Source organism: Halpernia sp. GG3 (assembly GCF_052976925.2).
Genome location: NZ_JBRIIR020000017.1, coordinates 283,887 through 308,510, shown reverse-complemented (window position 1 = coordinate 308,510; position 24,624 = coordinate 283,887). Strand labels below are relative to the sequence as shown.

The window sequence follows — 24,624 nt, the reverse complement described above, 5'->3', positions numbered from 1 at the left end:
AAACATTCCGTTATTTAGCCATGTAAATCATCAGAACATTAATGTCAGATGGGGAAACGCCGCTTATTCTTCCAGCTTGAGCCAGTGATTTTGGTTTAACTTTTGTCAATTTTTGTCTTGCTTCGGAAGATAACGAAGGGATATTAAGATATTCAAATGTTTCAGAAATTTTAATGTTTTCTAATCGCTTGAGTTTTTCTACGTTTACTTTTTCTTTCTCAATATATCCTTTGTATTTGATATTAATTTCTGCTTGTTCACGAACTTCGTCGGAATATTGGGCAAAGTTTTCTTTTAAATCTGATATAGCTTCTAATGTTTTTAAAGTAATATTTGGACGTGTTAGAATCTGGGTAGCACGATAGGCTTGATCGACTGGGGATGAATCCACACTTTCTAAAACGGGATTTATAACCGTTGGCTTCAAAGAAGTTTTGCTAAGATAATCTTCTAATTCATCACTTTTATTAATTTTCTCTACAACTTTTTTCAGTTGCTCGCTTGATGCTAAACCTATTTGATACGATTTTTCGGTTAATCTAATATCTGCATTATCTTGACGTAAAAGCAACCGGTATTCTGCTCTTGAAGTAAACATTCTGTAAGGTTCATCAGTTCCTTTTGTTATTAAATCGTCTATTAAAACTCCAATGTATGCTTCATCACGATTTAAAATAAATTCGGGTTTGTCGTTAATTTTTAAGTGTGCATTAATTCCTGCCATTAAACCTTGACCAGCTGCCTCCTCGTAACCCGTTGTTCCATTGATCTGTCCAGCAAAGTAAAGATTATGAATAAGTTTTGTTTCTAAAGTATGATTCAGCTGCGTTGGTGGAAAATAATCGTACTCAATTGCATAGCCTGGGCGAAATACTTTAGCGTTTTCAAAGCCTGGAATTGCCTGCATCGCTTTGATTTGAACATCTTCGGGCAAAGATGAACTAAATCCATTTAAATAAACTTCAACAGTTCTCCATCCTTCTGGTTCAGCGAAAAGTTGATGTCTGTTTCTATCTGCAAACCTATTAATTTTATCTTCTATACTTGGGCAATATCTCGGTCCAACACTTTGTATGGTACCATTAAACATAGGAGATTTCTCGAAACCCGTGCGTAAAATATCGTGAACTTTTTCGTTTGTATAAGCGATATGACAACTTAATTGTCTGGTAATTTTTGGCGTATCAGAATAACTAAATTTTTGTGGATTTTCGTCACCTTTTTGTTCTTCCATCTTGCTGTAATCAAGCGTTCTTCCGTCAATTCTTGCTGGCGTTCCCGTTTTCATTCTGCCTGCTTCAAAACCTAAACTCTGCAATTGTTCTGTTATACCAAATGATTTTGGTTCACCCATTCTTCCGCCTCCTAATTGTTTTTCTCCAACATGAATTAAACCATTTAAAAAAGTTCCGTTTGTTAAAACTACAGATTTTGATTTTATGGATATTCCCAAAGAGGTTTTTACACCGCAAACTTTATTATCTTCAATGATTAGTTCCTTAACCATGTCCTGAAAAAAATCAAGATTTCGAGTTTGTTCTAACGCGATTCTCCACTCTTCTGCAAATAACATTCTGTCATTCTGGGTTCTAGGTGACCACATTGCAGGCCCTTTTGAAAGATTCAACATTTTGAATTGAATCGCAGATTTATCCGCAACAATTCCGGAATAGCCGCCTATTGCATCGATTTCACGCACGATTTGGCCCTTCGCAATTCCACCCATAGCTGGGTTGCAACTCATTTGTCCTATTGTTTGCATATTCATTGTTACTAAAAGTGTTTTAGAACCTAAATTTGCAGCCGCCGCAGCCGCTTCACAACCTGCGTGACCACCGCCAACAACAATAACATCGTATATTTCGTTTATCATAATCAAAATTGTTTCACGTGAAACATTATTAAAAATTTGCAAAAAAGATCAGAATATTACTAGCCCCGATTGAAACGGCATCCTTTTTATTCCAATGCAATCGGAAGAAAAAGATATAGTGAAAAGCGGGAAATAGCTCCTAAAAAAGAGTTATATAATGGTCTTCTTTGTCGCGCATCAGAGAAATTTCTTCATCCGATTTGTCTTTATAACCACAAAGGTGAAGAATGCCGTGTGCTAAAACTCGTAAAAATTCTTTTCTGAAGTCTTTATTTAGCATTTTGGCATTGTCTGAAATGCGCGGTAAAGATACGAAAATATCGCCGCTTATAATTTTGCCTTTAACGTAATCAAAAGTGATGACGTCTGTGTAGAAATCGTGCTTTAAATAGTCCTGATTTACTTTCAAAATATAATCATCATCAGAAAAAACATAAGTAATTTCTCCAATTTTTTTATTTTCAGCAGTGATTAAATTAGTTAACCAAGCTGAAATATCACTAGAAATTTCTATAGCTTCTATATTTTCAAAAAAGTAATTAATCATATTTTTTAAAACCAGTGCCCGAGAACGACGTTGAAATTACCGTGACTATTATTTAAAGGATGGCTATAATTTGCTTTTATCTGGCCAAAGGGAGATTTATAACCTACGGTTATTCCTGCAGATTTATAGCGGACGTTTAAAAATTCTTTTATTTGAATCTCATCGAATAAATTTGCAATACTAAAAGTTCCTATCAAAAAGAAATTTTTAGAGACATTCATTTGGAGACTATTTGAGGCTAAAAGGATGTTGTTATTTTTAATTTGTCCCAGTTGGAAACCTTCAAAAGAAACATAGTTAACTAAATTTTGATCAAATATACCACCGATGCTATATTTATAATTTTCGTAATCGGCTGTACCCACTGTAAAACCAGTGAATAAACGCACAGAATAGGTTAAGCGGTTGTTTACAGGAAAATGAATTTTGACATCAGCTTTTGCCTGATAGGATTTGCTTAATATATTCTTCTTAAATAAATCAATACTTTTACCCACAGCATTTAAATAAAACCCTCTGGTAGGAAATTCTTTATCATCCTGAGTATCACTTCTTAAGAAAATATATGCATTATAAAATGTCTCTGTCGGACTTCCTTTTATATTATAAATATCATTACTAATTCCACCTCCTAAAGCATATTTTTCTCGCCAGATCGATTGAATATATGCTTCTGTACGGAACCAATTGATTGTTTGAAGAACATCTCCAGATCCATTTTTAGTATTAAAACTCATACCAGAAGCGTAAACACCAAAGCCCGGAATGTAACCGTTATCAATGAAATAATTAAAATAGTAACGTGGTTTATCTCCAATTATTCCATCCAACGAAATGGTGGAATTACGAAAAAATAATCGTTTTACGGTAGCATTTAGGAGTAGACCGGTTTTAAATATCTCATCGTAATGAAGCCCAAATTTTAGAAAAAATCTTGTATCATCTTCTTGAACATCAATTCTTAAAATATTCAAATTATTTTTTTGTAAAATGTCATAATTAATTAATTTATAATTGTTTGTTGCATAAAGTTTATCAACCATCTTGTTAATATTCCCGTACGTAAGTAACGCAGGAGTCTTAAGATTCATTTTGCCAAGTATGTAAGCTCTGTTAAAAATATTATTATTGAGGAGTTGTAAACTGTCAATTTTGTAAACATTTGAATAAATACCCGTCATAGGTGCTCGAAGAATGGTATCAGTCTTTTTTGGAAGCTCATTTAAAATGGTAACATATTTTTTTGCTTCCACATATCCAGAATCTAAAATCTGTTTTTTGGCATCGTAACTCGTAGCCGACAAACTACCTAAATTTGGATGAATATTGATATCTGTATATTTGTACTGAACCTTAGTTTCTTTTTGAATGCCAAAATCGATTACTTGATTCAGGATTGAAATAGCACTGTTTAAATCACTTCTTTTTGCTAAACCTTGACTTAAATCTACACCAATTACCACATCAATTCCCTTGTCTTTGAGCGGTTTTGATGGGTAATTTATAGTCATTGCACCGTCAATATAGAGGCTATCACCGATCTTAACGGGATCCATCAGCCCCGGAAAAGCAGAACTAGCCATAATAGCTTGGGATAAATCCCCTTTTTCGAAAATATTTAAGAAACCAGTCTCCAAATTCGTCGCAACACACATAAAAGGAATCGGAAGTTTAGAAAAATCTGTAATTGTAGAAACATTTCTAAATAACTCCTTTAGCAGGTAAATATTCTTTTGGCCCGTTGAAATTGCCTTCGGTAAAACGTTTATTTTTCCATTATTTACAGGAATTGTAAATAAATATTTGTCAATAGATTTATTTAAAAAAGAAGTTTCTTGGCGCGTTTTTTCATTTGCGATTATATTATAAAAATCTGTGTCAAGTACAATTTTTTCAATTTCTTTTCCAGAATATCCTGAAGCATAAAGTCCACCAACAATTGCGCCCATGCTGGTTCCAGAGATATAATCAATTTTTACACCTAAAGAATCTAAAACTTTTAAAACACCGATATGCGTAAAACCTTTTGCTCCACCACCACTAAGGGAAAGACCAACTCTTGGATGTGGCGGAATTATAAAACCTTTTTTTATCTGAGATTTAGGTAAAAAGTAGGTTATGAAAAAAAGAAATATTAGAAAATTTTTCATTTTTAATCTTTAATGTAAATTCTTTTTACACGACGTGAAATTGACGTCAAAACTTCATAGGGTATTGTTTGACAGTATTCTGCGAAATCCTGCAGACTTGGATTATCATTAAAAATAATAACTTCATCGCCTTCTTTTGCAGACAAATCTCCCAGCTCAATCATCATCATGTCCATACAAATATTTCCGATGATTGGTTTTAATGTTTTATTGATCCCCACTTTTCCCACGCTATTTCCGATCAATCTCGGAATTCCGTCCGCGTAACCTACTGGAATAGTGGCGATTTTAGTTTTAATGTTTGGAATAAATTTTCGATTATAGCCAACGCTTTCGCCTGGAAGAATCTCGTTGATTTGAGAAATTACTGATTTTAAACTAACGGCAGACTTTAACTGTTTTTGAATTTTTAAATTAGAAGAAATCCCGACCATTCCAATTCCAATTCTCACCATATTAAACTGATAATCAGGATAATTAACTATACCTGAAGAATTTAAAATATGCCTCAGAACGGGATAATTTAAAGCTGTAATAATTTTATCAGAATTTGTAGTGAAAGCTCTAAGCTGATCCATTGTGTAATCTTTCTGTTCAAGATCATCAGCGGAAGATAAATGGCTGAAAATACTTTTAACTTCCAGATTATTTTCTTTTATTTCAACGATCAGTTCATTTAATTCTTCAGTTTTAAAACCAAGACGATGCATTCCTGTTTCTAACTTTATATGTACAGGATATTTTCCTTCAATTCCCTTTTGATGCAGTTTTTCTATAAATTGTTTTAAAACTCTAAAACTGTAAATTTCTGGTTCCAAATTAAAATCAATAATTCCATTATAGCTTTGTTGTTCAGGATTCATCACCATTATAGGAACGGTAATTCCCTTTTTTCTAAGCTCAATTCCCTCATCCACAAAAGCCACGCCCAGATAATCAATCAAATGATGTTGTAAAAATTCCGCAATTTCATATCCTCCCAAACCATAGGAATAGGCTTTTACCATGGCCATCATTTTAGTTTTAGACTTTAGTAAAGATTTATGAATATTAATATTGTGCAGCATATTATTTAAATTGACTTCCAAAACAGTATCATGTTTCTGAAGTTCTAAAGTCAGTTTTAAACGATCAATTTCAAATTTTCTGGCGCCTTTCAAAAGAATTATTGAATTCTCGATTTTGTTAATAACCTGATTATCAATTAATTCCTCGGCAGTTTCAAAGGTGTGAACTTCGTTTAAAAATAAATTGCTGTATTTTGTTATTTCTGTACCAACTAAAAAAATCTGGTTAAAATGTTGCTCGTTTGTCAGTTTTGAAATATATGGATAAAGAATTTCTGGCTTTTCTTTTACGTCAATAATATCTGTGAGAATTAATACTTTGTTTGGTTTTTGATACTCTTTAATAAATTGATAGGCGATTTGCAAAGAATCGATATCTAAATTAAATGAATCATTTATTATTAAATTATGTCTCGTGCCTTCCACGCTTTCTAAGCGCATTTCTACAGATTTTATAGCATTTAATTTCTGTATAATTTTTGGAATTTTAAAACCCAAATGCCGTAAAGTTGCCGTAATACAAATTGCGTTTAAAACGGTTGCTTCAGTCCGAACTTTTACCGGAAAAGAAAATTTTTCGTTTCTGTTTTCGACTTCTATTTCCTTATTTACGTTTTTCCAGTCCGTTATTAAATGATAATCATTTCTATTTTTTGAACCGTAAGAAATCAATTCTTTAGCAGAATAAATTTCATTTATCAATTTAAAAACCAAATCATTATCACCATTAAATATAATAGTTTTAGAATCTTTAAACAATTTTAATTTTTCTGTGATAATTTCTTCTTCAGACTCAAAATTTATAGAATGTGCTGTTCCAATATGCGTTAAAATCCCAATTTCTGGTGAAAATATATTTTCCAGAATTTCCATTTCGCCAGGTTTTGAGATACCAACCTCAAAAATCCCAAGTTCTTGTTTCTGCTCTATTTGCAAAAGCGAAAGTGGCAAGCCAATTTGAGAATTAAAGCTTTTTGGACTTTTCACCGTTGGAAATTCGTCCCAAAGACATTGATAAAGCCATTCTTTCACGATAGTCTTGCCATTGCTTCCCGTAACTCCAATACTTTTTAAATGGCTGTCTTCAAAATGATATTTTGCTAATTTTTGTAAAAAATGAGTGGTGTTTTCGGTAATGATCCAAGTAATATTCGGATGTTCAAAAATTTGACTTGCCGAAATAATGATGGAAACACCTTTTTCAATCGCTTCGTTGATGTATTTTTCACCTGAATTTTTAAAACTATTGATGGCTATAAAAGCTGTGTCAATGGTAGAGAAAATTATTCTACTGTCATATGCAATCGATTTTACACATAGATTACCGTTTCCTATCAACTGCGAATTTGTGATTTTTGCTAATTGTGCAGTAGTGTAATTCATGAACCTTAATTCTCAATTCTTTAAAAACTATAAGAGACCCCAACGGTTAAAACAAATATTTCTTTGGGATAATTTGTTGCATAATAACCACCCAATCCTTTATAATTTTGTGGAAACGAAATCAGTGGATCTACAATTATTTTAAATTTATCATTGATAATATATTCAGATAGCAAATTAAATTCAATACTTGCCAATTGAAATTTATTCGCGGAATTATTGGTGGATATCGTTTTCTTTCTTTTTTTAATTAAATGATTAATGATTGTATTTTCGTCACCTGCCCAAAGATAAAGTTTGGGAGTAAAATGAATATCTCCATTATCGGTAACTTCATCAATATTAATTTCTTTTGAAATTCCTCCAGCTAAAACAAGGGATCCTTTTGTGCCAATGTTGTAAGTGGGCTCAAAATTAAAAGTGAGCCAATCGGCATCATAATGAAAACTACCATCAATCGAGAATTTTACATCTGACCGAATTACATTAGCATCAGATCTAAAGAAAAATTTGCTTACAGCCAAAGAAGCGCCCCAGTTTTCCTTATCTAGTTCATACCCCAGAGCAATGTATCCGCCGTCTAATTTCAAAGTTTTGGCATTAAAATAGGCTTCTCCATTTGCGAAAACTCCGTTTTTAAAACTATAATTAAAATTCGGAACAATTAATGGCGTGTTGATAGAATCTTTCCTGCCCATGTACTGCGTATCTGTTTGATAATTAGTACCAACTGTTAAGCTGCTTTTTTTATTCTCAGACTGTGCGGAAAATTTAATCGCTATTAAAATTATTAATAGGGATAGTTTCTTTATTTTCATATTTTTTTTTTAGAGTTTATTTTTTTTTAATGTAAAGCAAGCCGATATTTATTAAGGAAAAAAACAACTTATTGCTTTTTCATTTTTTCAAAGAAAACTTTCCTGCTTACGGCTTCATAATTTTCTGTTTCTCCTAATTCCACTAAATTTTTTCCTTCCGAAGTTCGCATTGAATAATTGGCCAAATTTCCTGTATCTCTGCAAATGGCGTGTACTTTTGTCACATATTCTGCGGTCGCCATTAAATTTGGAATTGAGCCAAAAGGTCTTCCTAAAAAATCCATATCTAGACCAGCAATAACAACTCTAATGCCATTATTAGCTAAATTATTTGCGACATCTACAATACTTTCATCGAAAAACTGGGCCTCATCAATCCCGACTACATCGCACCCAGAACCTAAAAGTAAAATTTCAGAAGTACTTTGAACCGACGTACTTCTAATTTTATTTTGATTGTGAGAAACCACAGCTTCTTCAGAATATCTGACGTCTAAAGCGGGTTTAAAAATTTCTACGTTTTGTCCGGCCATTTCTGCACGTCTTAAACGGCGAATTAGTTCTTCCGTTTTCCCCGAAAACATTGAGCCGCAGATCACTTCCATCCAACCACTTTGTTTCGCGTGATTTATTGTGTTTTCTAAAAACATTTGTTAAATTAGCAATTATAAATTACCTCAAAAGTAAGCAAAAATTAACAAGATAAAAGCATGCAAAGTATTCAAAATTTAAAGGAAAATATTTTTTCTGAATGTCAAAATTATTTGGTTCAAATAGGAAAAATAGAGTCTCCTGGGGATTTGATTCATCATTATAGCAACATTGCTAATTTACAAAAGAAGGTGCAGTTTTTAAAAAATATTTCGGAAGTCGAGCTTAATTTTTCTTCGGAGAACAGTCAGTTTTCAGCAGAAAAAGATTTAGCAGTGGAAATGATTCAGGAAGTCAACGAAAAATTAAAAACTGAGTATTGGGAAATTTTACAGCAAAAAGAATTAGAAATCTCTGAGTTATCTGCTAAAATTAAGATTCTAGAAAACCATGAAGTTCAGAAAACAGCAACTGAATTTACGGCTGAAACTATTTTTGTAAAAATACCCTTGGAAAACGCTTTTGCTACTGTATCCGAAACTGAGGAAAAAGAAGAAAACAAAGAAAGTGAAAATTTGAAAGTCGAAATTGTTGAAGGAGCTGCGGAAGTTGAAACAGTGGAAGAACAAATTAAATTAATTCAGGAAAAAGAGTACGAAGAAAGAAGACGCAAAATTGTTGAATTTAATAAAGCGGAACGTGTTACTAAAGAGCCGTCACCAATTTATGATGAGTTTAAAAATGAAACAATCACTGAGAAGAAGTTTAGATTAGGAAAAATTAAAGGTTTAGGAATTGTAAAATCACTCTTTGATGATGACTTCTTAGAAGAAAAGCCATTTGAATCAATACCAGAAAAACCTTTACACAATAGCAATATGGCGACTGATTTTATGGAAGCCGAGAAGTTTAAACAAGATTTTAGAATTGATCTGAATGACAAAGTAGCCTTCACAAAATTATTATTTCATGGTGACGAGCAGGAACTTAGAAATACTGTGAACCAGTTAAATAGTTATAAAACTTTAGACGGAGCAAAAGAATATTTAAGTGAACTTTATTACACCAAAGATTGGAAAAGGGTGGATGATTATGCACAAAGACTGTGGGTTTTAGTGGAAAATAAATTTATTTAAATGAGTGGTATTCTATATTTTATTCCGACACCGGTGGGAAACCTTGAGGATATGACTTTTCGTTCTGTTCGTTTATTAAAAGAAGTGGATTATATTTTGTGTGAAGATACGCGGACTTCCGGTTTTCTTTTAAAACATTATGAGATATCTAAACCATTAAAATCGTATCACTTACACAACGAACACCAACATACACAGAAAGTTATTGATGATTTAAAAAGCGGTCAAAATATCGCTTTGATTACTGATGCGGGAACACCGGGTATTTCAGATCCAGGTTATCTTTTAGCAAAAGCAATTTCGGATGAAAATTTGGAAATGCAGTGTTTGCCTGGCGCTACAGCATTAATACCAGCTCTGGTAATTTCAGGATTACCAAATAATGAATTTTTATTTGCCGGTTTTTTACCTCCAAAAAAAGGCCGACAGACTAAATTAGCTCAATTAGCAGCGGAAAACAGAACCATTGTACTGTACGAAAGTCCACATAAAATAAATACAACCTTAGAACAGATCAAAGAATTTTTTGGAGATGAAACTAAAGTAAGTTTAAGTAGAGAAATTTCGAAAAAATTTGAAGAAACGAAGCGTGGAAAGATAGATGAATTAATTGCATTTTCTAAAAGTAAAACGTTGAAGGGCGAAATTGTTTTAGTGGTAAATAATGTGGTGAATAAAGAAAACGAAAATGAAATACTTTCGTCTAAAAACAAATATAAAAATTTAGAAAAATAACTAAAATGAAATTATTAGAAGGAAAAGTAGTTTTAATTACTGGCGCAACGCGTGGAATTGGAAAAGGAATCGCAGAAGTTTTTGCAGAACAAGGTGCCCAAGTTGCATTTACTTATGCTGGTTCTGTGGATAAAGCAGCGCAATTGGAAAAGGAATTAAACGAAAAAACCAAAGCAAAAGCGTATCAATCTGATGCATCTGATTATGATGCCGCCCAAAAATTAGTAGCAGATGTGATGGAAGAATTTGGCAGAGTTGATGTTTTAATCAATAACGCTGGAATCACCAAAGATAATTTGATGCTTAGAATGTCTAAGGAAGATTGGGATCTTATCATAAAAGTTAATTTAGATTCCGTTTTTAATTTAACAAAAGCTGTTGTAAAACCAATGATGAAGGCTAAATCTGGTTCTATTATTAATATGACTTCTGTTGTTGGAATAAAAGGAAACGCCGGACAAGCTAATTACGCAGCGTCAAAAGCCGGAGTAATTGGTTTTACAAAATCAATTGCTTTAGAATTAGGTTCTAGAAATATTCGTTGTAACGCCATTGCGCCAGGATTTATTGAAACCGAAATGACTTTAGCTCTAGATGAAAAAACTGTTCAGGGATGGAGAGAAGGAATTCCATTAAAACGGGGCGGACAACCAGTAGACGTTGCTAATGCATGTGTATTCTTTGCTAGCGATATGTCCTCTTACATCACGGGACAAGTTCTAAATGTGGATGGCGGAATGTTGACCTAATTCTTAGATTTAAAATCAAAATAAATTTACTAAAAATAAATAATTAGTCGATAAAACTAAATTGCGGAATATTTTTTGCTTTGCAATCGTACAAAAAAAAATTTGCTGATTTTTATGAATGCACTTTTACAAAATTTTCAAAAAACCCGCGCGCATTCAGTTGAGCTATGTGAACCTTTGGAAATAGAGGATTATATTCCGCAACCCGTTGACTTTGCAAGCCCACCAAAATGGCATTTAAGTCATTCTACATGGTTTTTTGAGGAAATGGTTTTAAAAAAATATTACAGCGATTATAAAATTTTTAATCCTCACTTTTCATTCTTGTTTAACAGTTATTATCATGCGGTGGGCGAAAGAGCAATCCGCACGGAACGGGGAACGATAACAAGACCAACTGTTGAAGAAGTTTATCAATATAGAATATATGTTGATTCTCACATTGAAAAATTACTAAGAGATGAGATTTCGCAAGAATTGAAGGAATTAATTATTCTGGGAATTAATCACGAGCAACAACACCAGGAACTGTTAATTACGGATTTAAAACACACTTTTTCTTACAACCCAATTCACCTCGTTTACAAAGAGAAATTTAACCTTACTGCTCAGAAAAATGAAGAGGAAGGCTGGTTAAAAATGCCCGAAAATATTTATGAAATTGGCTTTGAAGGCGAAGGTTTTCACTTTGATAATGAAGAAGGTCGACATAAAGTTTTCTTGCATGAATTTGAAATTTCAAAAAGTTTAGTGACCAACGCAGATTTTTTAGAATTTATAGAAGACGGCGGTTATGAAAACTTTAAATTTTGGCTGGATGAGGGCTGGAATTGGGTAAATGAAAATCAAATTATCTCGCCACTTTATTGGCAAAAAATAGATGGAAAGTGGTTTTCTTATACACTTGAAGGTTTAAAAGCAATTGAGGCTGAACATATTTTAACGCATATATCATTTTACGAAGCGCAGGCATTTGCCAACTGGAAAGGTTGCAGATTACCAACGGAATTTGAATGGGAAGCTGCTTCAAATCAATTAAATTGGGGGAAAAGATGGGAATGGACGTACTCCGCGTATCTTCCTTATCCAAAATTTAAAATTGCAGAAGGTGCAGTTGGTGAGTATAACGGCAAATTTATGATAAATACAATGGTCTTACGTGGCGCTTCTACGGCTACACCAAAAGGACACGAAAGAAATACCTACAGAAACTTTTTCCATCCAAAACACAGGTGGCAAATTACAGGCTTAAGATTAGTAAAATGACAAAAGAAAACACTTTTTTAGAAGACATCAATGTTGGATTATCTAGTGAGAATAAATATATTTCTTCCCATTTTTTTTACGATAAGATCGGCGATGAACTTTTTCAGCAAATAATGGAATTGCCGGAATACTATCTCACAAATTGTGAAATGGAAATTTTTCGCGATCAAAGTGAGAGTGTCATTTCGTCGTTTAATATTAAAAAAGATCAGGAATTTGAATTGATTGAATTAGGCGCTGGTGATGGAAAAAAAACACAATATTTAATTGATAGTTTATTAAAAAGTGGTTATTCATTTAAATATATTCCCGTTGATATTTCTCAAAACAGCTTAGATGTTATTTCAAATCGTCTTACAAGTTTGTTTCCAGATTTGAATATTGAAGCGAAACAGGGTGAATACTTTCAGGCTTTAGATGAATTATTCAGTTCAGAAAAACCAAAAGTGATTTTATTTATTGGTTCAAATTTGGGTAATCTCAATGATAAAGTGGCGCATAATTTTCTAAATAAACTCGCTTTACATTTAAAACCAAATGAAAAATTGCTTTTAGGACTTGATTTAATTAAATCTAAAGAAATAGTTTTGCCCGCTTATAATGATACAGAAGGTGTTACGAGAGATTTTAATATGAATTTATTAAAAAGAATAAATGAAGATCTGGGTGCTGATTTTATTTTAGAAAATTTTGAACATAAGCCGGAATATACAGAAGAAGAGGGTGTTGCCAAAAGTTTTTTAATAAGTAAAAAGAAGCAAAGCGTTTTCATTAAAGATTTAGATAAAACCTTTGAGTTTGATAAAAATGAAAAAATTCACACTGAGATTTCCAGAAAATATAACGACGAAATTCTCTCAGATTTATTGAAAAATTCAGCACTTGAAATTTCTGGTAAATTCTTAGATTCTAAAAAATATTTTGCGGATTATATTTTGACCAAAAAATGAGTTTAAAAGGAATTTTAGGATTGGGTGTTTTTTCTACAGAATATTACTTAGGTGAAATCCAAAGACAATTTAAAGTAGGAAACGAAGAATATTCAACATGCCCTTACCTTCTCTATCAGATTGATTTTCAAGAATTAAACCCTTTTCTACCCAATCAATTTTCTACTTTAAAACCTAAAATTGAAGCAATTTTAAATACAGTTTCTGGGTTGGGAATTACAAATCTGTTAGTTCCAAATATTACGCTTCATGAAACTTTAGATAAAATCGGAAGTACTGTAAAACTTTATCACCCAATAAATTTGATGATTGATTATTTGATTAAAAATAAGATTTCGAAAATCACTTTGTTTGGGACTTTATACACGATGAACTCAGATTATTTAAAACAAAAATTCTCTGATAATAATATTGTACTTATTCTTCCCACTAAAAAGGATCAAGAATGGCTGGATGATTTTAGAAAAGATGTTTTTAATCAAACTTACATTCAAAAACAGATCGAAATTTATCATAATTTAATTAAGGAATATTCTGAGCTAATGCCAGTTGGTATTGCTTGTACTGAACTTTCTGTATTCGCTTTAAAGGATAATTCGTTCTGTATTGATATGGCAAATTTACAGATTGAAGAATTTTTAAAATAATTAGCTAAAAATTTGATTTTCTTGTTCTTGAACTCTAATGAAAGTTTTTCTCTTAGAAAGTTCTCTCATCGCAGACGCACCAACATATGTACAAGTTGGACGGATGCCGCCCAACAAATCTGAAATAGTTTCAGATACCAAACCTTTGTATGGTACTTTTACCGTTTTTCCTTCGGACGCTCTGTAATTTCCAACACCACCCGAATGTTTATCCATGGCTGTTTTAGAACTCATTCCATAAAAGGTGCGGTATTTTTTATCATTTTCTTCCCAAGTGTCAGAATTATTTGGTGGAAAATAGGCGGTTTCGGACGCCGCTTGCTTAACGCACTTTGATTAGTTAAGAATTAAGTTGTGGAAACAGATTTTAAACCAACAATAGAGCCTATAAGTGTGATTAAAAAAAACATCCGCCAAAAATTAATTGGTTCTTTGAAAACAAAAATTCCCATTAATACAGTTCCTACTGCACCAATGCCCGTCCATACTGCATACGCCGTGCCTATTGGTAAAGTTTGTACTGCCTTCAATAATAATAACATACTCACTGTTAAAGAAATAACGAACCCTATGTACCAAATGTACATCACTACTCCAGAAGATTCCTTAGCTTTTCCTAAGCAAGATGCAAAAGCAACTTCGAACAGACCCGCAATAATTAGAATTATCCAATTCATGAAATTTATTTATTGAAAATTTGAGTTAATTCTGAAATATATTCGTGTGCTGTCAAATCAAATTTTACCGGAACTACTGAGACATAACCTTCAGAAAGTGCATTTTCATCGGCATCTTCATGCGTATCCATATTATTGAAATAACCGGATAGCCAATAATATTTTTTTCCGTGAGGATTTATTCTTTCATCGAAATTTTCTTCCCATTTTGCGTTTGCTTGTCGGCAAACTTTTATGCCTTTTATTTCATCTTCCGGAAGATTTGGAATGTTTACGTTAAGAACAATGCCTTTCGGTAAAGGATTTTCTAAAATATTTCTGACGATTTTTTGAATAAAACTTTTACCTTGTGTGAAATCTGCCTCCCAGGCAAAATCTAAAAGTGAAAAACCAATTGCCTGTAAACCCTCTACTCCAGCTTCTACAGCGGCACTCATAGTTCCAGAATAGATTACATTGATAGAAGAATTGGCACCGTGGTTAATTCCAGAAACAACTAAGTCCGGTTTCCTTGGTAAAATTTTATTTAAAGCAAATTTCACACAGTCAACAGGTGTTCCTGAAAGCGCAAAATCTTTTTGAGAACCCTCCAACTGTATTTCTTCGTATGTAAGGGTAGAATTTATTGTTATGGCGTGGCCTTTTCCGGATTGTGGGGAATTTGGTGCAACAACAATTACCTCACCGATCTCATTCATGAAAGAAACTAAATTTCTAATTCCCGGCGCGGTGATACCGTCGTCGTTTGTTACTAAAATAAGTGGTTTTTGCATATAACTTTTTCGTTTTTACAAAATTAATTAAAAAGTTATGGTTTCTTCCTTAATTAGGTATTAAATTTGCCAGTTAAACTTTTTTTAAAGTAACAAAAAATCATTCTTAAAGACTTATTAAACCTAATTAATATATTATTTCAAATGTTCAAAAAATTTAAATTCAATAAACTGTTATTATTTATTCCGCTTACAGCACTCGCTTTCTGTTTTAATTCTCCGAAAGATGATGATCAAAAAATGTCTACGATAATGGTCAGTGTTAAAAACACGCTTTCATATCTGCATTATAGTCCGAAACCATTTAATGACGCCTATTCGCAGGATGTTTACAAACAATATTTTGAAATGGTGGATCCTTCAAAAAGGTATTTTTTAGAATCTGATATGAAAGATTTTTCGCAGTATAAAACCAAATTGGATGATTTTCTGACTAATGGAGATCTTACTTTTTATAAAACTACGGTGGATCGTCTTTATCAGCGAGTAGACGAAATTGATGCTATGACGCAAGATATTTTTACGAAACCAATAAATTTAGATGAAAATGACAGTTTAATAATTGAACCGAAAGACAAAGTTAATCCAGCCAATAAAGACGAGCAGTACAAGGAATGGAAAAGATACATTAAATACAATATTCTGCAGGAGATGGCAACTTTAACTAATAAAGAAGTTAGCCAGAAAGAAAAGAAGGATTCTGTTCAAAAGTTTAAACTTAAAGACACCATTAAGTTGCAAATCTTAACACCCGAGGCTAAAAAAATTAAAGCAACACAAGAGGTAAAAGAATTGGTAACCGACACTTTTAGAAGATTTAAGAAAAGAAAAAAAATGAACTGGTTTACAGTTTATATGAATGCCTACACCCAGGTTTTTGATCCGCACAGCAATTATTTTTCACCACGTGACAAAGAAGATTTTGACAGCAGTTTTAGTGGACAATTTATAGGAATCGGGGCAATAATTCAAGAAAAGAAAGGCTTTTTATATTTAGGTGAACTAGTAACCGGTGCACCAGCGTGGAAGTCTAAACAGTTAAGTGAAGGCGATAAAATTTTAAAGGTAAAATCCAAGGCCAATGGTGATGCTGTAAATGTTGTGGGAATGCTCGCAGAAGAAGCTGTTCAACTAATCCGTGGTGAGAAAGGAACTCCTGTCACGCTAACGGTCGAGAAAAAAGATAAATCCATAAAAGATGTAACTCTTATCCGAGATGAAATTACCATTGAAGATACTTTTGCAAGAAGTGTTTCCATTCAATATAAAAACGGTAAAAAATATGGCTACATTAATTTACCTGGATTCAACGCTAACTTTAATGATCCAAAAGGAAGAAACGCTTCAGACGATATCAAAGCGGAGTTAATCAAATTAAAAGCCCAAAAAGTTGAGGGAATTATTTTAGATCTGAGAAATAATGGCGGAGGTTCTCTTACGGAGGTTGGCGATATTATGGGTCTTTTTATGAATGGCGGTGCGTATGTTCAGGTTAAAAATGGCGATGGAAAAATTCAAACATTACGAGATAAATCTACAAGTCCACTTTGGACAGGTCCACTTGTGATTATGCAAAATGAATTGTCCGCTTCAGCTTCTGAGATTTTAGCAGGTGCCATGCAGGATTATGGAAGAGCCGTTATTGTTGGATCACCACAATCTTATGGAAAAGGAACCGTACAAACATTTGTAGATTTGAATCGTTTTTTAAATACGAATGATGATTTTGGTTCCCTTAAATTGACTATTCAAAAATTCTACCGAATTACGGGAGAATCGACCCAAATTAAAGGTGTGAATTCTGATATTTCTCTAAAAGATTTTTTCACAAATTCTGAGATTGGCGAGCGCTTTGGGGACTACGCTTTGCCTTGGGACAAAATTGCAGCAACAGATTTTAAGAAAATGAATATTTTTAATGTTGCCGCTTTAGAAAAAGCGAGTCAGGAGCGCGTTAAAAATAATGCTAATTATCAGTTGCTTCAGAAATCTACAGAATGGAAAGATAAATTGGATAAAGAAAAAAGCATTACGCTGAACGAGAAAAAATTTATGGCTTTGATGGATAAAAGAAAAGCCGATCTTAAAGAATTCAAACCTTTGGAAAAATATGATAATAAATTAAGTTTCATTCTCAACCCAGATGAGGTTTTAAAAGAAAAATCAGATACCACTTTTGCTAAAAAAACCAAATCGTGGACAAAAAATCTAAGTAGAGATTTCTATCTTGATGAAGCTGTAAATATTGTTTCCGAAATGAAGTAATATGAAGGATCAGGTGCAGAATATTTCAGAAAATGTTGGTTTAAGTTTTGGTGAAATACTTGAATATCAGGTGTTTTCAATCGGAAAATATTCTTTAAGCATTTATGAGATATTAGCGGCTATCTTAGTTATTTTATTAGCGGTGTTATTTAATAAATTAGCTAAAAAACTGATTTATAAATCAGAAAAAGTAGCGATTGGGAAGAAGTTTGCGATTTCACAAATTCTCTACTACATTATTTTTATTGTTGCTGCGATAATGGTTATGAAATCACTGGGAGTTGATATTTCGCCGCTTCTTTTAGGTTCAGGTGCGATTCTGGTAGGGGTTGGTTTAGGCTTACAAAATTTATTTTTAGATTTCATTTCCGGCGTTATTATTTTATTTGATCGGTCTGTACAAATGGGAGATATCATCGAGATTGACGGTACAATTGGTGAAGTGAAAGAGATAAGTATGAGAACCTCAACGGTCGAGACCCGCGAGAGGAAAAGCATCATCTATCCAAATTCACTTTTAACTAAAGACAAATTAATTAATTTTAGTCATAATTCGCCCGCCGTTATTTTTATAATCGATGTTGGTGTTCATTATGATACAGATATGGAGCTGGCCATCAAACTTCTCAAAGAAGCCGCTTCAGAAAACGAATCAGTACTAAAAGATAAACCGATAATTGTTCGTTTGGAAAATTTTGGCGATAGTTCTTTAGATTTAAAACTATATTATTACAGCATAAAATTATTCAGCGCACCGCAGGTCAGAAGTGACATCAGAATGGCAATTTTGAAGAAATTCAGAGAAAATAACATCAATATTCCATATCCTATCAGGACGATGGATTTTCCTCAAACAATTGATAAGGATCAATAATAAAAAGGCTGGAAAATATTTTCCAGCCTTTTTATTAAAATAATTTTAGATTATTTTATTTCTATACATCCAACTCTGCCGCCCGCATTTCCAGTAGGTTGTGTCATAAAATCATCTTTATCCGCATGAATTATGATTGCTTTGCCGACTATATTTTTAGACTCATCAGAGCAACCCAAACACCATTTATCGGTTTTAAAAATTAATCTGGCTGTTCCATTTTTATCCGCTACCAAATTTCCGATGTCACCCATGTGGAAATGAGCACCGCCGAATTTACCGTGGTCATCTTTTGATGGATTCCAATGTCCGCCGGCAGATTTTGCATCTGCTGAGGAACAATCGCCAAATTCATGCACGTGAACCGCATGAATTCCTGGAGTTAATTTGTAAACATTCATATCCATTGTTACCATCTTTCCTTCTTGGCTAAATTTCGCTGTACCCTGCGTGCTTGTGCCATTTTTAGAATTAATGTTTTCTGTCAGGGTTTTCATATTCTTCATTGAACCACAAGATGTGACTAAAACGCTGCTTGCTGCAAATAGTAGAAATTTTAAATTTTTCATAATTATTTTTTTAAAGTTATTCCGCCGAAAAATTATAAAGCCACCTTTGAGTCTCAAAAATTGACAGTTCAGCGAAAAAAGTTAGGAGATAAAGGTACAGTGAAATTATCTTTACTCAAAATTATTACTATGATAACTTGTTCAAAAACAATAGCTGTTTTCTTTGTCTTACTTTTTTTGCCAATTTCAGCGCAGATTATAATTAACGGAAAGATCAGCTATAAAAATAAGGGTATTTCTAACGTTTCGGTTACTTTAAAAGACACTTACGACGGCGCAACGTCTGATAAAGAAGGAAAATATAGTTTTGAAACTTCCGAAAAAGGAAATAAGACATTAGTTTTTACAAATACAAAATTTCAAGAAGTTGAGAAACCTATTGTTTTAGCCACTGAAAACATTAGTATAAATGTTGATTTAAGAGAACAGGTGAATGAAATTGATGCCGTCGTTATTTCGGCAGGAAGTATTGAAGCAAGTGATAAAAAAAGAGCCACAGCTTTATTGACACCGATTGATATTTATACAACAGCAGGTGCGAACGGACAAATTTCGTCAGCTTTAAATTATCTTCCCGGAGTGCAAAAAGTTGGGGAATCTGAAGGACTTTTTGTGCGTGGTGGAACTGGTGCGGAAACAAAGATTTTCATGGATGGCAGTTTAATCAACAATTATTTTTCTAATTCTGTCCCAGGAATTCCTGGTAGAGACCGATTTAACACGTCGCTTTTTAAAGGAAATATTTTTTCCAGCGGCGGTTATTCTGCCCTTTACGGACAAGCTTTATCTGGCGTATTAATTTTAGAAAGCGTGGATTTGCCAGCAACTACCTCTTATGATGTTGCTCTTTCACCAATATTTTTAAGCGGAAGTTATCAGAAATTAACCCAGTCAAAAACAGCATCTTACGGCGTGAGTTTGGGTTATTCTAATTTACAATTGGTAAATAAACTTCTAAATTTTAATACTGATTTTAAAAAAGCACCGGAAAGCGTAAACGGCGATGCCAATTTTAGAATCAAAACTAAAAGTGGTGGATTTTTTAAATATTTCACCAATTTTGATACAAATAAATTAAGTGTTCTTTCTGAAAGTTTAGAACCAAATATTGATAAAAATAAAGTGTCGTTAAAGGGAAATAACATTTACCAAAATCTATCATTTAAACAAAAATTTGGAAAATATTTATTAAATATTGGAACCTCTTATGCTTATAATAAATCGGATGTAAATTTTTCCACTTTATTAAATGACGTGCCGCAAAGCAATATTACCTCAAATGTTTTAGGGAATTATATAAACGCAAAAGCAGTTGTTGATAGAAAAATAAATAAAATCTCAGCCATTCGTGGTGGTTTTGAATTTAATAATGCGAATGAAAAATCTCAGTATGGTGCTTTCAAAAAAAATTATTCAGATCTAATCTCTGCAGGATTTTTAGAAACCGATTTAGGGTTTTCAAACAATTTTTCTGCTAAATTAGGTGTTCGTGCGGAGAATTCTTCTTATTTAAAACATTGGAATCTTGCACCGAGAATCGCGGTTGCTTATCGTTTGGCGAAAGATTATACCACATCTTTGGCTTACGGAATTTTTTACCAAAATCCTGAAAGTAAATATTTAAATTCTGCCGCTCCACTAACCTTTCAAAAAGCAGAACATTATATTTTTCAGGTTCAAAGAAATACAGAAGGTAGAAATTTGCGGCTTGAAGCTTTTTATAAAAAATACAATCAATTAATTAAAACTTCAGGCGATCAATATTTTTCGACGGCGACAAATAATAATGGAAGTGGCTTTGCAAAAGGGTTAGAGTTGTTTTGGCGGGATAAAAAATCCATTAAAGACATAGATTATTGGGTAACTTATTCTTATTTAGACACCAAAAGAGATTTTAATAATTATCCGGTGAGTCTTATACCAAGTTTTGCTGCAAAACATACTTTAAATCTTGTTGCGAAAAAATTTGTAACCAAATGGAAAACAGGGTTTAATATGTCTTACACCTATTCTTCTGGGCGTCCTTATTATGATATTATTAATGATAATGGCCAAAATATTATTCGTCATGAAGGAAAACTAAAAGACTTCAGTAGTTTAAATTTTAGCTTAAATTATCTTCCAAATTTGGGTAAAAAAAATCCGAAAGCATTTACCGTTTTAGTTTTAAGTGTTTCTAATATTTTAGGCCAAAAGAATATCTACGGCTATAATTTTTCTAATAATGGCATGCAAAGTTCTGCGGTTGTTCCGCCAGTTAATACTTTTATTTTTATTGGTGCATTTATAAGTTTTGGACAAGATAAAACGAATGATACGATTAATAATAACTTGTAGACTTTCAAACCAAGAACCAAGATAAAAGAAATGGGATTAAATTATTTTTAAACCTTTCAGAAATCAAAACTAACCATTCAGTATAAATTAATTTTAAAAGAAAAATTCTCAATCTATCTTTACATTATAATTAACAAACCAATAAAAATTTATATAATGAAACCAATTAAAAATTTAGTTTTAAGTCTTGCATTGACTTTTACCGGAATTAATGCATTTGCACAAACCGCTTATGAAAAAGCAATGGCAGACAAAGTTGCCAAAGTGCAGCAAAGCCAAAATGCAGAAGAATTGGGCGCTCTTGCTAATGATTTCAGCAGAATTGCTTTAAAGGAAAACAAAGAATGGTTACCACAATATTATGCGGCGTTCGCGGACATTCAAAAGGGACGGATTTTAATGCGTGAACAAAAACTTTCAGATTTAGATGCATTAGCAGATGACGCACAAAAGCACATTGATGCTGCAGAAGCCATCTCATCAAAAAACGTAGAGGTTACAATCCTTAATAAAATGATGCACAGTTTAAAAATGATGGTCGATCCGCAATCGCGTTATATGAGTGAAGGTTCGCTTGCCGCAGGATTTCTTGCAGCCGCTGAAAAATTGGATCCTGAAAACCCAAGAATTACTTTGCTTAAGGCGGAAGATACTTATTACACGCCGGAACAATTTGGTGGAAGCAAAGAAAAAGGTATTGAATTATTTAAAAAAGCACAAGCGCAATTTGCGGTTTATAAATCGACTTCTGCGCTAAGCCCAAGTTGGGGGAAAGCAGAAGTCGATTATTTTCTGTCTCAAGTGGCGAAATAATTTAAAAATATCAAATTAAATCCTGCTTTTTGCGGGATTTTTTTATTTAATTTTTTTCAATACCATTCAGTATAATAATCTTACCCTTCGGTTGGAAAAAATTGTAAACCGCTGTTTGTCAGTTTATCTTTACACTATTAATTAACCAAATAAATTATATCGTAATGGAAACTTATACTTTAACCTCAGATGAAAAATTTGCACAAGCACAAAGAAAAGTAAAATGCATCAAGGGATTTTACACCCACGCAACAGTTTATTTATTTATAAACATTTTTATTATCGCGAGTTGCTATATTGATAATCCACGTAGTTTATATACTTCAGACCCTTATATGACGGCTTTTTTCTGGGGAATTGGTCTTGCAGCACACGGTTTTTCAGTTTTTGGGAAAAACTTTATTTTTGGAAAAGACTGGGAAGACAGAGAAATCCAAAAAATATTAAATAAATAATTTTGAATTATTTTAATAATTAAATTTACAAAATGGATACAAAAGATTTAAGAAAAAAAATGATCACAATGCTCTGGATTTCCTTTGCAACAGGCTTGTTTTTTTTCACTTTCTTCACAAATGATAAAACTTTCCATAATTTCTTAATAAGTTTTCTGGTTTCGTTTCTGTATTCCTTTGTCTTTGTAATGGGTAATTATTACACCAATTGCTATCTTAATTCAAAATATTCTTGGATAGATAATACACGTACTAGAATTGTTTTAGGAATAATTTCAACCCTTTTTGTAAATGTATTTCTGGTTTTTGTCTGTAATTATTTAAATTTAATTGTCCTTCAAAAAAACAATCCAGATAATTTTTTCAAGGGTGAAATGGGCATGTTCAACTGGATCATTATCAACTTTGCGCTTTTAGTGTCCGCGATTATGCACGCAAAAGGTTTTATGGATGAGTGGAAAAAATCTTCTAAAAAAGAAGTCGTTGAGCAGAAATTAATTGCAAAATCTGCAAACGCCCAATTTGAAACTTTAAAAAACCAATTAGATCCGCATTTTTTATTTAATTCTTTAAATGTCTTAAGTGCTTTGATAGATGAAAACCCTGAACAAGCACAGAAATTTACGGCTTCGATGTCAAAAATTTACCGCTACATTTTAGAGCAGAAAGACAAGGAATTGGTTTCCGTAGAAGAAGAAATAGAATTTGCAAAAACTTATACCGCGCTTTTAAAAACCCGCTTTGAAGATAGCGTCACTTTTGAATTTAACGTCAATGAAAGTGTTCAAAAAGCATTTGTTGTGCCGCTTTCCTTGCAGTTATTATTAGAGAATTGCATCAAACACAATTTTGCCACTTCTTCAAAACCTTTGCATATAAAAATCAGTTCAGAAGATGGAAATTTATTAATAGAAAACAATCTTCAGTTTAGAGAAAACATCAAAGAATCTTCGGGGATTGGGCTTTCAAACATCGTTCAACGCTATGCTTTATTAACAAAGAAAAATGTTTTTATAGAAAAATCTTCTGATTATTTTAAAGTCAAAATTCCCATATTAACACAAAAAACACAAAAAATGAACACAAAAAATGCATCAGAAAGCAATGCTTACGAACGAGCCTCAAAACGCGTAAAAGAATTAAAGGGGTTTTATGGAAATCTTGCCTCTTACTGCGTGATCATTCCGTTTTTAATATTTGTAAATCTCTACACGGCGCCGCAATACCAGTGGTTTTGGTGGCCGATGCTCGGTTGGGGATTAAGTTTAGTGATTCGTGCTATTTCTATTTTTGGCATTAGCAAAGACTGGGAAGAGCAACAAATTCAGAAAATATTAAATAAAAATTCCTAAAACTATTAACCATGGAAAATTATTCACAAAACGAAATAGATTATTCTATCGCAAAAGAAAAAGTTCATCGTATGAAAAGATTCTATGTAGGCGTCGCAATTTTCATTCTTGTATTTTTAGTGTACAATGTGGAAAGATTTTTCAGAACAGGCGAACTTACTTTTTTAGAGTATCATAGATTTGGTGGAATTTTCTTGATCTGGGGAATTATTTTAGCGGTAAAAGGGTTAAAATTATTTTTTCTAAATCAAGACTGGGAAAGAAAAATGATGGATAAAGAACTAAACAATAACAACAATGGAAACGTATAATTCTGACGAAATAAAATACCAGAAGGCGAAGAAAAGAGTAAAACGGATCAAAGGATTTTACACGCATTTTTTGGTTTACATTTGCGTTAATGCTTTAATTGTTTACTTAAATTATCAAGATTTAAGACCTGGAGAAAGCTATTTCCATTGGCATAATTTCTATACTTTATTCTTCTGGGGAATTGGTTTAGCGGCCCACGGATTAAGTGTCTTCTTACCTAATTTTATTTTAGGAAACGATTGGGAAGAAAGAAAAACTCGCGAATTAATGGATAAATACAGATAA

At 32.7% G+C, this 24,624-nt stretch carries 23 protein-coding genes and 1 pseudogene; 14 read left to right on the top strand and 10 right to left on the bottom strand.

From position 1 onward, the window contains the following. Window positions 1-10 precede the first annotated feature (10 nt). The 6 genes from mnmG to ACVBED_RS10815 form a co-directional block, all read right to left on the bottom strand. On the bottom strand, window positions 11-1,873 hold the full coding sequence (mnmG, locus tag ACVBED_RS10840; RefSeq protein WP_447120289.1) for a tRNA uridine-5-carboxymethylaminomethyl(34) synthesis enzyme MnmG: 1,863 nt from the start codon (window positions 1,871-1,873) through the stop codon (window positions 11-13). Between the two features lie 139 nt (window positions 1,874-2,012). After that, window positions 2,013-2,420, bottom strand: a complete 408-nt coding sequence (gene ybeY / locus ACVBED_RS10835) for an rRNA maturation RNase YbeY (protein ID WP_447120288.1) — start codon at window positions 2,418-2,420, stop codon at window positions 2,013-2,015. Between the two features lie 5 nt (window positions 2,421-2,425). Continuing rightward, the gene (locus ACVBED_RS10830) at window positions 2,426-4,570 is read right to left on the bottom strand and encodes a patatin-like phospholipase family protein (protein ID WP_447120287.1); all 2,145 of its coding nucleotides are present in this window, start codon (window positions 4,568-4,570) and stop codon (window positions 2,426-2,428) included. 2 nt (window positions 4,571-4,572) lie between these two features. Further along, window positions 4,573-7,020 (bottom strand): bifunctional UDP-N-acetylmuramoyl-tripeptide:D-alanyl-D-alanine ligase/alanine racemase, encoded by a 2,448-nt coding sequence (locus tag ACVBED_RS10825; RefSeq protein WP_447120286.1) that lies wholly within the window; start codon window positions 7,018-7,020, stop codon window positions 4,573-4,575. A 20-nt stretch (window positions 7,021-7,040) separates the two neighbouring features. After that, window positions 7,041-7,838, bottom strand: a complete 798-nt coding sequence (locus tag ACVBED_RS10820) for a hypothetical protein (RefSeq protein WP_447120285.1) — start codon at window positions 7,836-7,838, stop codon at window positions 7,041-7,043. 68 nt (window positions 7,839-7,906) lie between these two features. Further along, entirely contained in the window at window positions 7,907-8,488 is a 582-nt protein-coding gene (locus ACVBED_RS10815; RefSeq protein WP_447120284.1) for a thymidine kinase, read from the bottom strand. 60 nt (window positions 8,489-8,548) lie between these two features. Between ACVBED_RS10815 and ACVBED_RS10810 the strand changes: the two genes are divergently transcribed. From ACVBED_RS10810 to ACVBED_RS10785, 6 genes are all read left to right on the top strand, one after another. Next, window positions 8,549-9,565, top strand: a complete 1,017-nt coding sequence (locus ACVBED_RS10810) for a hypothetical protein (protein WP_473094992.1) — start codon at window positions 8,549-8,551, stop codon at window positions 9,563-9,565. Further along, on the top strand, window positions 9,566-10,300 hold the full coding sequence (gene rsmI, locus ACVBED_RS10805; protein WP_447120282.1) for a 16S rRNA (cytidine(1402)-2'-O)-methyltransferase: 735 nt from the start codon (window positions 9,566-9,568) through the stop codon (window positions 10,298-10,300). A gap of 5 nt (window positions 10,301-10,305) precedes the next feature. Then, entirely contained in the window at window positions 10,306-11,049 is a 744-nt protein-coding gene (gene fabG, locus ACVBED_RS10800) for a 3-oxoacyl-[acyl-carrier-protein] reductase (RefSeq protein WP_473094991.1), read from the top strand. 114 nt (window positions 11,050-11,163) lie between these two features. After that, window positions 11,164-12,315: an ergothioneine biosynthesis protein EgtB gene (egtB, locus tag ACVBED_RS10795; RefSeq protein ID WP_447120281.1), complete on the top strand. Its 1,152-nt coding sequence runs from the start codon at window positions 11,164-11,166 to the stop codon at window positions 12,313-12,315. After that, the gene (locus ACVBED_RS10790; RefSeq protein WP_447120280.1) at window positions 12,312-13,265 is read left to right on the top strand and encodes an L-histidine N(alpha)-methyltransferase; all 954 of its coding nucleotides are present in this window, start codon (window positions 12,312-12,314) and stop codon (window positions 13,263-13,265) included. The genes egtB and ACVBED_RS10790 overlap by 4 nt, the downstream gene beginning before the upstream one ends. Further along, window positions 13,262-13,912 (top strand): hypothetical protein, encoded by a 651-nt coding sequence (locus tag ACVBED_RS10785; RefSeq protein ID WP_447120279.1) that lies wholly within the window; start codon window positions 13,262-13,264, stop codon window positions 13,910-13,912. The genes ACVBED_RS10790 and ACVBED_RS10785 overlap by 4 nt, the downstream gene beginning before the upstream one ends. Here ACVBED_RS10785 and ACVBED_RS10780 read toward each other — a convergent pair. From ACVBED_RS10780 to surE, 3 genes and pseudogenes are all read right to left on the bottom strand, one after another. Continuing rightward, a pseudogene (locus tag ACVBED_RS10780) lies at window positions 13,913-14,182 on the bottom strand (IMP dehydrogenase); the annotation flags it as partial. Window positions 14,183-14,259: 77 nt separating this feature from the next. Then, the gene (locus ACVBED_RS10775; protein WP_447120278.1) at window positions 14,260-14,589 is read right to left on the bottom strand and encodes a DMT family transporter; all 330 of its coding nucleotides are present in this window, start codon (window positions 14,587-14,589) and stop codon (window positions 14,260-14,262) included. A gap of 5 nt (window positions 14,590-14,594) precedes the next feature. Continuing rightward, window positions 14,595-15,362, bottom strand: a complete 768-nt coding sequence (gene surE, locus ACVBED_RS10770; protein ID WP_447120277.1) for a 5'/3'-nucleotidase SurE — start codon at window positions 15,360-15,362, stop codon at window positions 14,595-14,597. A 144-nt stretch (window positions 15,363-15,506) separates the two neighbouring features. On the opposite strand from surE, the gene ACVBED_RS10765 reads away from it, so the two are divergent. After that, window positions 15,507-17,627, top strand: coding sequence for a carboxy terminal-processing peptidase (locus ACVBED_RS10765; RefSeq protein WP_473094990.1), 2,121 nt, complete (start codon window positions 15,507-15,509; stop codon window positions 17,625-17,627). Window position 17,628: 1 nt separating this feature from the next. After that, window positions 17,629-18,501: a mechanosensitive ion channel family protein gene (locus ACVBED_RS10760; RefSeq protein WP_447120275.1), complete on the top strand. Its 873-nt coding sequence runs from the start codon at window positions 17,629-17,631 to the stop codon at window positions 18,499-18,501. Between the two features lie 50 nt (window positions 18,502-18,551). Here the strand turns inward: ACVBED_RS10760 and ACVBED_RS10755 are convergent, their stop codons facing one another. Beyond that, window positions 18,552-19,070 carry a superoxide dismutase family protein gene (locus tag ACVBED_RS10755; protein WP_447120274.1) on the bottom strand — a complete coding sequence of 173 codons (519 nt, stop codon included), beginning with the start codon at window positions 19,068-19,070 and terminating at the stop codon, window positions 18,552-18,554. Window positions 19,071-19,199: 129 nt separating this feature from the next. Between ACVBED_RS10755 and ACVBED_RS10750 the strand changes: the two genes are divergently transcribed. The 6 genes from ACVBED_RS10750 to ACVBED_RS10725 all read left to right on the top strand — a co-directional run bounded on the left by ACVBED_RS10750 (window position 19,200) and on the right by ACVBED_RS10725 (window position 24,624). Then, entirely contained in the window at window positions 19,200-21,407 is a 2,208-nt protein-coding gene (locus tag ACVBED_RS10750; protein WP_447120273.1) for a TonB-dependent receptor, read from the top strand. A gap of 156 nt (window positions 21,408-21,563) precedes the next feature. Further along, window positions 21,564-22,220 carry a hypothetical protein gene (locus tag ACVBED_RS10745; RefSeq protein WP_447120272.1) on the top strand — a complete coding sequence of 219 codons (657 nt, stop codon included), beginning with the start codon at window positions 21,564-21,566 and terminating at the stop codon, window positions 22,218-22,220. Window positions 22,221-22,384: 164 nt separating this feature from the next. Beyond that, a complete protein-coding gene (locus ACVBED_RS10740) occupies window positions 22,385-22,675 on the top strand; it encodes a 2TM domain-containing protein (protein WP_447120271.1) in 291 nt (96 codons plus the stop codon). Window positions 22,676-22,707: 32 nt separating this feature from the next. After that, window positions 22,708-24,027, top strand: a complete 1,320-nt coding sequence (locus tag ACVBED_RS10735) for a 2TM domain-containing protein (RefSeq protein ID WP_447120270.1) — start codon at window positions 22,708-22,710, stop codon at window positions 24,025-24,027. An 11-nt stretch (window positions 24,028-24,038) separates the two neighbouring features. After that, entirely contained in the window at window positions 24,039-24,338 is a 300-nt protein-coding gene (locus ACVBED_RS10730; RefSeq protein WP_447120269.1) for a 2TM domain-containing protein, read from the top strand. Next, entirely contained in the window at window positions 24,325-24,624 is a 300-nt protein-coding gene (locus tag ACVBED_RS10725) for a 2TM domain-containing protein (RefSeq protein WP_447120268.1), read from the top strand. Before ACVBED_RS10730 ends, ACVBED_RS10725 begins: the two co-directional genes overlap by 14 nt.